Here is a 9193-nt window from a genome sequence, read left to right as displayed (position 1 = left end):
GGCGCCCGGTGTTCGCTGAAGACGGCGGTCAGCTCGGCGACAGCCGGGGTCACGGCCCCGTCCCTACCTCGCGCCTGTGCCCGGCTTCGTGGCGCGGTCCGACGCCGGCCACACGTACGGCAGATCGTCCGGGACCCCGGGAAAGCGGCTGCGGTAGTAGTCGGGATCTTTGCGCAGCAGTGCCGACTGATGGCTGCGGTGGAACTCCGAGCTGCCGAGCCACGGAGGAAGATCGCCGGCGGCCCCGAGCCGGGCCTGGGTACGCGGCGTCACGTTCGGCATCCAGGCTCGGAAGTCGTTCACGAGAGTGACCGCACAGGTGTCGGCACGGCCCTCGGCCGTCCACACCTGGCAGATGTCCAACCCGTACCGGACCAGTGCCTCCTCGTATCCCGCCCACATGCGGACTGCCGGATGGTTGCGCCATCCGTAGCCCGAAACGGTCAGACCACGGAGCACCTGCAGTGTTTCGACCCGCTGCTTGCCCAGCCGTCCGGGGTCGAGCACGGCCGCTGATCTCGCAAAGTCGGAGAAAGGCAGGAAAGTCTGCATGCGGTACATGTACCCACACGGATCACCGGAGGTGCCGGCGATCGCATGGCCGGTATTCAGCTGCGCTTGAAATCGCCGGCCCCCGGCTGCGGCATCCGGACGAGAAACCGTGAGGAGGCGACCGTGCAGGGAACAGACGAAACATGGCCTCTGAACAAGATCGCTGGGACCCGCGGAACCGACGGCCGGAAGGCGTCACCGACGTCACCGTGCACGCCCTCGGAGCCCTGTCCAAAGCTCTCGAGACGACTGAACGGGCACGCGGCGCCCTGTACGAATTCCACCAGCTCACCGGTAGCGCCGACCTCTGCCTGGACGACGCCGTACGGCTCCTGCGTAAGGCCGGGCATCACACGCACGCAGATCGTGTGGAGCGCGAGATCTTGGGCCGCAACGTCATTCCGGGACACTGGACGTTCCAGATCATCGAAGACTACAACGCCACCTATTACCGTCCGTTCCAGGATCTGGAAAAGTCGATCCGCGATGAACTCGTGGAAGGGAAGGACCATTTGTACGAAGCGGAGATGAAAGAGGCCCGCCGTAGCAAGCGCCACCCGGATCACACCGCCACATGACACAACCACCGCGTGTCTTTTGATCGGTCGGCCGGACGATCGGACGCGTGTCACTCCGATTCCAGACCATGGTGTTCACCAGAGTTGTGCTGTGTGTCAGTGCGGTTTCCGGAGGAAGGCCGTAAGAACGGCTGTGAGCTCGGCGGGTGCGTCTTCTTGGACGAGGTGCCCCGCACCGGCGATCGGCTCGAATCGCGCGCCTGGGATCCGGGCAGCGAGCTCCCGTCCTTTCTCCACGGGAATCCAGGTGTCGTCCTGACCCCAGCACACCGACGTCGGGATGCCGATCTCGCCGTACCGATCCTGCATTTCGTCGGTGTGGAGCTGGTCGGCCTGGGCGATCTGCCGGTAGAAGGCGGCCTGACCGACGTCGCCGAGCCAGGGCCGGACGAGCCGGTCGAGGACGGCAGGGTGCAGGCCAGGGCTGCTGGCCGAGCTTACGTACTCGCGTACCAACGCGTGGTGCAGTGCGGGCGGTAGTTGTTCGAAGACCCCGGAATGCTCGCCGACGAGCCGGAAGAAGGGCGAACCCCACGGGGCCAGCGCGACCGGGTCGACCAGAGCGAGCGCTCGGTAGCGAGCTCCGTGCAGCAGATGTGCCCGCAAAGAGACGGCACCGCCGAAGTCGTGGGCGACCACCAAGGGTTCCTCAAGGTGCCAGTGAGCCAGGAGCTCGGTGAAGACCCTGCCTTGGGCAGCCAGGGAGACGTCCTGGCCGGCGAACTTCTCCGATGTCCCGTAACCGGGCATGTCCCACACGAACACCTGGTGGCGGCGGGCGAGTGCACGGGCGACAGCACGCCAGACATACGAGGAGAAGGGTGTGCCGTGCAGGAGCACGACCGGATCCCGGCCGGGTTGTCCGAGGCTGCTCCAGCGGACGTCGCCCGAGACGCTGCGGAAGGTCTCGGCCAGTTGCCATTCACTCATGGGTGCTGTGCCTCTCAGGTGTGTCCGATGCTCCGAGCGGGCTGAGCAAGCTGCGGGGCCTTGCATTGTGCCGGAGCAGGCAGCGATGCGGGCGGGGGGCGGTCGCCGCCCCCCGCCCGCTCCGCCGTGAGCGGGTCAGTCGCGGTAGGACCGCAGCTGCCAGACCTTGATCCTGTCCACGCCGACGGAGCCGCCTTCCGCGAAGAGCTGGATGCCCTCGCTGTCCGGGTCGGGGAAGATCTGGTCGGTGATCACGGCCTGGCCGTCGCCGCCGAACACCTCCACCGACGACCAGTCGACCAGGATCCGGAGCCTGACCTTGCCGTTTTCGGCGGCCAGCGGTGCGCGCTGGACGCCGGGGAAGTCATGATGGAAGTCCACCGCGCCCGACTTCGTGCGGTCGACGTACAGCTCCTGGGTCTTCGCGTCGTATCCGATGACGGTCTCCTGCCCTTCACCGGTACGGACCTTGAGCCCGAACCGCTCGGCGTCGCCGAGGGAGAAGGTGGCCTCGAGATCGAGCGCCTTCCCGTCGGCCCGTCCCCCGGCCAGTGGCGTGGAGCCGTCGGTGACCGTGAGGTCGCGGGCACCGACCGCCTGCCCGGTACGGAGCGACCGCACGGACGTCACCGGCTGCTGCGTCAGGCGGATCCGGCCGTCCACGGTGCGCAGCGCCATCTCTCGCGGGATGCTCTGCGCGCTGCGCCAGGGGGACGTGGGGATGCTGTTGCCGTACTGCCAGTTGTTCATCCAGCCGATCATGCGGCGCTTGCCGTCCGGCGCATCCTCCCAGGAGACGGCCGCGTAGTAGTCCTTGCCGTGGTCGACCCAGTGGGCCCGCTGGACGCTGGAGGTCGCGGGCTGGTCCGCGGCGACGAAGTGGTCGGCCAGGATGTGGCCCCAGCCGCCCTTGTTCATGTCGACGAGCTGGACGACGGCCTGCTCGCCCCGGTGGGCGCGGAGATCGAAGGACGCCCAGTCCAGGCTTCCGCTGTCCGCACCGGACACGCTCTGGACGACCTTGCCGTCGACGAGGAGATTGACCGCCGTCTCGGTCGAACGCGGCCGTGCCGGTGTGTCGGAGAGCATGACCTGGTCGAGCAGGATGTGACCCCAGCCGCCGGTGTTCTCGTCGACGACCTCGATGCGCGCCGTGCGGCCGGCGAGGTCGCCGACGTCCCAGGAGGCCCAGTTGAGCGCTTCCGAGTCGGCGCCGGTGGCGCTGCGTACGGTCCGGCCGTCGACGACGAGGCGTACGGCGGTGGGCGCTTCGGCTCCCGAGGGGTGACGGCCGCCGCCGATGAGGAAGTTGATGTGCTTCGCCGTGACGGTGAACTCGGGCGAGATGAGGGTGCCCGTGGTCGAGTCGCCGCCTCGGAAGCTGTTCACCAGCCGGTCGCCGGTGTGCCCGGACACCTGGTGCTGGCCGGGGAGTGTTCCCGTGGCGGGGCCGTCGCCGAAGGCGGTGCCGGTGGCGGTCCAGGATCCGTAGCCCTCCTGTTCGAAGTCGGCGAGGACCGTGCCCTCCGGAGCCGGTGCGTCACCCAGGACAGAGCCGGGGACGTGCGGGTGACGGCCGCCGGCCACCTTGAAGTTGAGGTAGGCGCTGTCCACGGTGAACGGCTGTGAAGTGAGCGTGCCGGTCTCGGCGTCGTCGCCGTGGAAGCTGTCGACGAACCCCTGGCCCTCGACGCCGCTCGTGCCCGAAGAGCCCGGCGCCGGCGCGGGGACCGGTCCGCCGCCGAAGGCCGTGCCGGTCGTGGTCCAGCTTCCGTAGTCGCCTGCCTCGAAGTCCTGGACGACCCGGCCCGGGGGAGGCGTGTACGAGCCGTCGTCGTCCGGGGTGAAGCGGGTGCCGTCGAAGTCGCCGACGAAGTACTGGGCGGCCGAACCGCCCGCGATGCCGCCGGGGTTGATGTTCACGACCAGGACCCACTTGGTGCGCCCGCTGTCGCCGTCGACGGGCAGCGGGAACAGGTCGGGGCACTCCCATACGCCTCCGACGGCGCCGGCCGGGTCGAAGTCGCTCAGGTGCGTCCAGCTCTTGAGGTCCTTCGAGGAGTAGAAGCGGACCTTGTGCTCGGTGGACAGGGACACCGTCATCAGCCAGCTCTTCGTCGGCGCGTACCACTGCACCTTCGGGTCGCGGAACTCCTTCGAGCCGATGTCGAGGACCGGGTTGCCCGCGTACTTGGTCCAGGTGCGGCCGCGGTCCGTGCTGTACGCCAGCGACTGTGCCTGCCGGCCGTCCTTCTTGTAGGCGCTGGTGTAGACGGCCACCATCGCGGGGTTCTCCCTGGTCCCGAAGCCACTGGTGTTCTCGTGGTCGACGACCGCGCTGCCGGAGAAGACCATCTCCTCGTCGTCGTGCGGGACGGCGAGCGGCAGCTCCTCCCAGTGCACGAGGTCCTTGCTGACCGCATGGCCCCAGGACATGTTGCCCCAGGTGTTACCGCTCGGGTTGTACTGGTAGAAGAGGTGGTACTCGCCCTTGAAGTACACCAGCCCGTTGGGGTCGTTCATCCAGTTCTTCTCCGGGGAGAAGTGGAACTGGGGCCGGTAGGTCTCGGTGTGGGGCGCTGTGCCGGTCGCCGCCGCCTGGGGGACTACGGCGGTGACGGCGAGCGCGCATGTCGCGGCTGCTGCGGCGGCGAGGCGCAGCCGGGCACGTCGGTACACGGGGCCTGGGCTCATGGTCTCTCCTGCACTGTGGGCGGCGGCGTCCTGCCCGCGTCCGCTGCGGGGACACGACGCCGAAGGGGATCGCAGTGCCGGGCGGTGGGGGCGGCCCGGAACAGTGGTGTCATCGCTGACATATGTCAGCGATGACACCCGCTGGCCAGTGATGATGAGCGCGCCCGAGGCGGTCCGTCAATGGTTCCGGCAGAGACGCCGGGACGGGAGACGATCGCGGCCCTACGTCCCGACCGAGGTGACCGGCTGCCGCAACTCACGCTCCCACGGCGGGTTCGGGCCGCTGACCGAGCAGGTGAGAGCCGCGACCCTGGCCGCGAACGCACACGCCTGGGTGACGTCGTCGATGCGCAGATCCGTCAGCCGGCCACCGAGCAGCCCCTTGGCCCCGAGGTGGTGGAGCAGGCCCGCGGTGAAGGAGTCGCCGGCCCCGACGGTGTCGACGACGGCGGTCGGCGGCGCCGCGACCGTGACCCGTTCGCCGTCCAGCGAGGCGATCGCGCCGCGTCCCCCGAGGGTGACGACGACGAGCCGGGTGCCCGCGGAGTGCCAGACGTCGCAGGCCCGGTCGATCGGGTGACCGGGCAGCAGCAGCTCCAGGTCGTCCTCGCTCACGCGCAGGACGTCGGCGAGCGCGCACCAGCGCGGCAGGCGCTCCCGGTAGACCTCGGGCGCCACGAGCAGCGGCCGGACGTTGGGGTCGAGGGAGATCGTGGCGGTGGCCGACGCGCGGGCCAGGAACTCCTCCACGGCCCGGCCGCCGGGTTCGCGTACGAGGGCCAGCGATCCCGAGTGCAGGCAGGCGGTGGACGCGAGGTCCGTCGCGGCCAGTTCGTCAGCCGTCCACTGAAAGTCCGCGGTGCCCTGCGCGTGGAAGGAGTACGCGGCCTGACCCGCCGCGTCGAGCTCGGCGACGGCCAACGTGCTCGGCTCGCCGGCGCGTACGGCCTGGGACAGATCGACGCCCGAGGACTCGAGGCGGGCGCGGAAGAGTCGGCCGAACACGTCGTCCGAGAGCCGGGCCAGCAGGCGGGCGGGCGTACCCAGCCGGGCGAGTGCCACGGCCGTGTTCGCCGGGCCGCCGCCCGGCAGGACCCGCAGGGTCAGCTCGTCCGGTGGGGGTGCGGGGACGGTGAAGGCGTCGGCGACGCATTCACCGAGGACGGTGATCTGAGGCAGGCGCATGACTGCTTCTCTCCGGATAGGGCGGCGCGGGGGCGGCGCGCCGCGAAGGGGGGCCGAGGGCCGGCGTCGCCGAAGTGCGGCTGTCGCGGCGTTGCGGATTTGTGACGGCGTCAAGGCATTGACGTTGCCGGGAGCCGGAGTCCATCATCCTCCGCAAGCGGTGTCAACGATGACATCGGTCAACGATGACACCGCCCACCCAGCCATCTCCTCGCGCCGCAGAGCCTTTGAACAGCGCGGCCGCTCCGCCGAAACCAGCAGGAGTCAGTCATGCCCCGAAACAACCGTGCCGTTACCACCCTGGTCAGGGTCGCAGCCTGCACCGCCACCGCGACCCTGGCTCTGACGGCCTGCGGCTCCGGCGCGCAGGGCGGCTCCGACGCCGGCGGGGTGAAGGTCGGCCTGATCACCAAGACGGACACCAACCCCTTCTTCGTGAAGATGAAGGAGGGCGCGGAGCAGGCCGCGAAGGAGAGCGGCGTCGAGTTGGTCAGCGCCGCAGGCAAGTTCGACGGGGACAACGCGGGCCAGGTCACCGCGATCGAGAACATGGTCAACTCAGGCGTGAAGGGCATCCTCATCACGCCCAACGACTCGAAGGCGATCGTGCCGGCGCTCGAGAAGGCCCGCGCCAAGGGCGTACTGGTCATCGCCCTGGACAGCCCGACCGAGCCCCAGGACGCCACCGACGCCCTGTTCGCCACCGACAACGTCAAGGCCGGCGAACTCATCGGCCAGTACGCGAAGGCAGCCATGGCCGGCAAGAAGGCCAAGATCGCCACACTCGACCTGGCTCCCGGAGTCGCCGTGGGCGTGCAGCGGCACGAGGGCTTCCTCAAGGGCTTCGGCGTCCCCGAGGGGGACCCGTCGATCGTGTGCAGCCAGGACACCGGCGGCGACCAGGCCAAGGGCCAGACCGCCATGGAGAACTGCCTCCAGAAGGCCCCCGGCATCAACGTCGTCTACACGATCAACGAACCGGCCGCGCTGGGCGCCTACACCGCGCTGAAGGCCAAGGGTCTGGAGAAGAAGGTGCTCGTCGTCTCCGTCGACGGCGGCTGCACCGGCACCAAGGCCGTCAAGGAGGGCAAGATCGCCGCCACCTCGCAGCAGTACCCGCTCAAGATGGCGTCCCTCGGCGTCAAGGCCGTCGCGGACTTCGCCGAGGACGGCAAGAAGACCTCCGGTTACACCGACACCGGCGTCACGCTGATCACCGACCGGGAGCAGACGGGGGTCGACGCCAAGGACACCGCGTACGGCCTGGAGAACTGCTGGGGCTGAGCCCGTAGCGGTCACCACGTTCGGGCATCGACTTCCAGCACCCGCCCCGCGTGCCCGTTCCCGGCACGCAACGGGGCGTCCATCACCGGCAAGGACCACCATGACTGCCACGACCACGCCCTACGACCAGCTGAAAGGACCGACCGCGGTCCGCCGGCTGATCGCCACACCCACCGCGGGCCCCCTGGCCGCACTCCTGCTCGCCTGTGTGTTCTTCTCGCTGACGACCGAGCAGTTCCTGTCCGGCGGCAACTTCTCCCTGATCGTCCAGCAGGTCATGGTCGTGGGCACCCTCGCCATCGGCCAGACCCTCATCATCCTGACCGCCGGCATCGACCTGTCCTGCGGCGCCGTCATGGCGTTCGGCAGCATCGTCATCGCCAAGATGGCCGCTCAGGGAACGCTTCCCCCGCTCGCCGCGATCGCCCTCGGACTGGTGGTCTGCGGCGGCTTCGGGCTCCTCAACGGCCTGCTCGTGCAGATGATCCCGCTGCCGCCCTTCATCGTGACGCTGGGCATGCTCAACGTGGCGTTCGCGCTGACGCACATCTACTCCGCCGAGCAGACGGTGACCGACCTGCCCGCGCCGCTCACCGCCCTCGGCGAGACCTTCCCGCTGGGCCGGACCGACATCACCTACGGCTCCCTCGTCACCATCGCCCTGTTCCTGGCCTTCGCCTACGCGCTCAGCAGCACCTCATGGGGCCGCCACGTCTACGCCCTGGGCAACAGCCCGGAGAGCGCGCGGCTGAACGGCATCCGCACCTCCCGGCTGACCATCGGCGTCTACACGCTCGCCGGGCTCGTGTACGGCGTAGCGGCCCTGCTGCTCGTCTCCCGTACCGGCGTGGGCGATCCGCAGGCCGGACAGACCGACAACCTCGACAGCATCACCGCCGTCGTCCTCGGTGGGACCAGCCTCTTCGGCGGCCGGGGCGCCGTCCTCGGCACCTTCATCGGCGTTCTGATCGTCGGCGTCTTCCGCAACGGGCTCCAGCTGATGGGCGTCGCGTCGATCTACCAGACGCTGATCACCGGCATTCTCGTCATCCTCGCCGTGACCGTCGACCAGATCTCCCGGAAGAAGGCGCGATGAGCACCGACACGTCCGCGACCCCCGTCCTCCAGGCCCGCGGCCTGGTCAAGAAGTACGGCCATGTGACCGCCATCGACGGCGCCGACTTCGACCTCATGCCCGGCGAGGTCCTCGCCGTCATCGGTGACAACGGAGCCGGTAAGACCAGCCTGATCAAGGCGCTGACCGGTGCGATCGTCCCCGACGAGGGCGAGATCAGACTCGGCGGGAAGCCCATCCGGTTCAGCGGCCCGCAGAGCGCACGCGAGCACGGGATCGAAACCGTCTACCAGGACCTCGCCGTCGCGGCCTCCATGGACATCGCCTCCAACATGTTCCTCGGGCGCGAACTGCGCCGCCCCGGCGTCCTCGGCAGCGCGTTCCGCCTGCTCGACAAGAAGCGGATGCGCGAGGAGGCCGCCGCACACATGGCCGATCTGAAGATCGGGCTGCGGTCGCTCACCCAGGCGGTGGAGACCCTCTCCGGCGGACAGCGCCAGGCCGTGGCCGTCGCCCGCGCCGTGGCCTGGGCCAAGAGCGTCGTCGTGATGGACGAGCCCACAGCCGCGCTGGGCGTCAGGGAGTCGGGACAGGTGCTCGACCTCATCCGCCGCGTCCGCGACAAGGGCATGCCCGTCGTCCTGATCAGTCACAACATGCCCCACGTGTTCGAGATCGCCGACCGGATCCATGTCCACCGGCTCGGGCGGCGCGAGGCCCTGATCAAGCCCTCCGACCACTCCATGGCCGAGGTGGTCGCCATCATGACCGGGGCGCTCACGGTCAAGAGCGACGGAGGTACCGTCGTCACCGACGCCGACGCCGCCAGAGCGGCAGGCGTGTCAGCCCACTGAGTCAGCAGCTCAGAGAAGACAGCGGGCCCGGCCCGTCCGGG

At 69.3% G+C, this 9193-nt stretch carries 8 protein-coding genes; 4 read left to right on the top strand and 4 right to left on the bottom strand.

Going from position 1 to position 9193, the window contains the following annotated elements; all coding sequences use genetic code 11:
- Positions 1-63: 63 nt before the first annotated feature.
- Positions 64-552, bottom strand: a complete 489-nt coding sequence (locus ACIPJI_RS26530; protein ID WP_402249282.1) for an MSMEG_6728 family protein — start codon at positions 550-552, stop codon at positions 64-66.
- Between the two features lie 143 nt (positions 553-695).
- Between ACIPJI_RS26530 and ACIPJI_RS26525 the strand changes: the two genes are divergently transcribed.
- Complete coding sequence (locus ACIPJI_RS26525; RefSeq protein WP_402249280.1) at positions 696-1130, top strand: hypothetical protein; 435 nt, start codon at positions 696-698, stop codon at positions 1128-1130.
- Positions 1131-1226: 96 nt separating this feature from the next.
- Here the strand turns inward: ACIPJI_RS26525 and ACIPJI_RS26520 are convergent, their stop codons facing one another.
- From ACIPJI_RS26520 to ACIPJI_RS26510, 3 genes are all read right to left on the bottom strand, one after another.
- Complete coding sequence (locus ACIPJI_RS26520; protein ID WP_402249278.1) at positions 1227-2060, bottom strand: alpha/beta fold hydrolase; 834 nt, start codon at positions 2058-2060, stop codon at positions 1227-1229.
- Between the two features lie 135 nt (positions 2061-2195).
- A complete protein-coding gene (locus ACIPJI_RS26515; RefSeq protein WP_402249276.1) occupies positions 2196-4754 on the bottom strand; it encodes a GH32 C-terminal domain-containing protein in 2559 nt (852 codons plus the stop codon).
- 222 nt (positions 4755-4976) lie between these two features.
- Positions 4977-5939 (bottom strand): carbohydrate kinase, encoded by a 963-nt coding sequence (locus ACIPJI_RS26510; RefSeq protein ID WP_402249274.1) that lies wholly within the window; start codon positions 5937-5939, stop codon positions 4977-4979.
- Positions 5940-6209: 270 nt separating this feature from the next.
- Between ACIPJI_RS26510 and ACIPJI_RS26505 the strand changes: the two genes are divergently transcribed.
- The 3 genes from ACIPJI_RS26505 to ACIPJI_RS26495 all read left to right on the top strand — a co-directional run bounded on the left by ACIPJI_RS26505 (position 6210) and on the right by ACIPJI_RS26495 (position 9152).
- Positions 6210-7223, top strand: a complete 1014-nt coding sequence (locus ACIPJI_RS26505; protein ID WP_356620472.1) for a sugar ABC transporter substrate-binding protein — start codon at positions 6210-6212, stop codon at positions 7221-7223.
- A 100-nt stretch (positions 7224-7323) separates the two neighbouring features.
- Positions 7324-8319, top strand: a complete 996-nt coding sequence (locus tag ACIPJI_RS26500; protein WP_307705001.1) for an ABC transporter permease — start codon at positions 7324-7326, stop codon at positions 8317-8319.
- Positions 8316-9152: an ATP-binding cassette domain-containing protein gene (locus ACIPJI_RS26495; RefSeq protein WP_402249271.1), complete on the top strand. Its 837-nt coding sequence runs from the start codon at positions 8316-8318 to the stop codon at positions 9150-9152. Before ACIPJI_RS26500 ends, ACIPJI_RS26495 begins: the two co-directional genes overlap by 4 nt.
- Positions 9153-9193: the final 41 nt, after the last annotated feature.

Source organism: Streptomyces sp. NPDC086835, from assembly GCF_044745705.1.
Taxonomy (GTDB): Bacteria; Actinomycetota; Actinomycetes; order Streptomycetales; family Streptomycetaceae; genus Streptomyces.
Note: the sequence above shows the minus strand (reverse complement) of the source record. Positions and strands in the feature narration are given on the sequence as shown.

What these genes read in the sequence shown, in the direction of transcription:
- ACIPJI_RS26530 (WP_402249282.1), bottom strand. Translation starts at nt 552, where the DNA reads ATGCAGACTTTCCTGCCTTTCTCCGACTTTGCGAGATCAGCGGCCGTG.
- ACIPJI_RS26525 (WP_402249280.1), top strand. Translation starts at nt 696, where the DNA reads ATGGCCTCTGAACAAGATCGCTGGGACCCGCGGAACCGACGGCCGGAA.
- ACIPJI_RS26520 (WP_402249278.1), bottom strand. Translation starts at nt 2,060, where the DNA reads ATGAGTGAATGGCAACTGGCCGAGACCTTCCGCAGCGTCTCGGGCGAC.
- ACIPJI_RS26515 (WP_402249276.1), bottom strand. Translation starts at nt 4,754, where the DNA reads ATGAGCCCAGGCCCCGTGTACCGACGTGCCCGGCTGCGCCTCGCCGCC.
- ACIPJI_RS26510 (WP_402249274.1), bottom strand. Translation starts at nt 5,939, where the DNA reads ATGCGCCTGCCTCAGATCACCGTCCTCGGTGAATGCGTCGCCGACGCC.
- ACIPJI_RS26505 (WP_356620472.1), top strand. Translation starts at nt 6,210, where the DNA reads ATGCCCCGAAACAACCGTGCCGTTACCACCCTGGTCAGGGTCGCAGCC.
- ACIPJI_RS26500 (WP_307705001.1), top strand. Translation starts at nt 7,324, where the DNA reads ATGACTGCCACGACCACGCCCTACGACCAGCTGAAAGGACCGACCGCG.
- ACIPJI_RS26495 (WP_402249271.1), top strand. Translation starts at nt 8,316, where the DNA reads ATGAGCACCGACACGTCCGCGACCCCCGTCCTCCAGGCCCGCGGCCTG.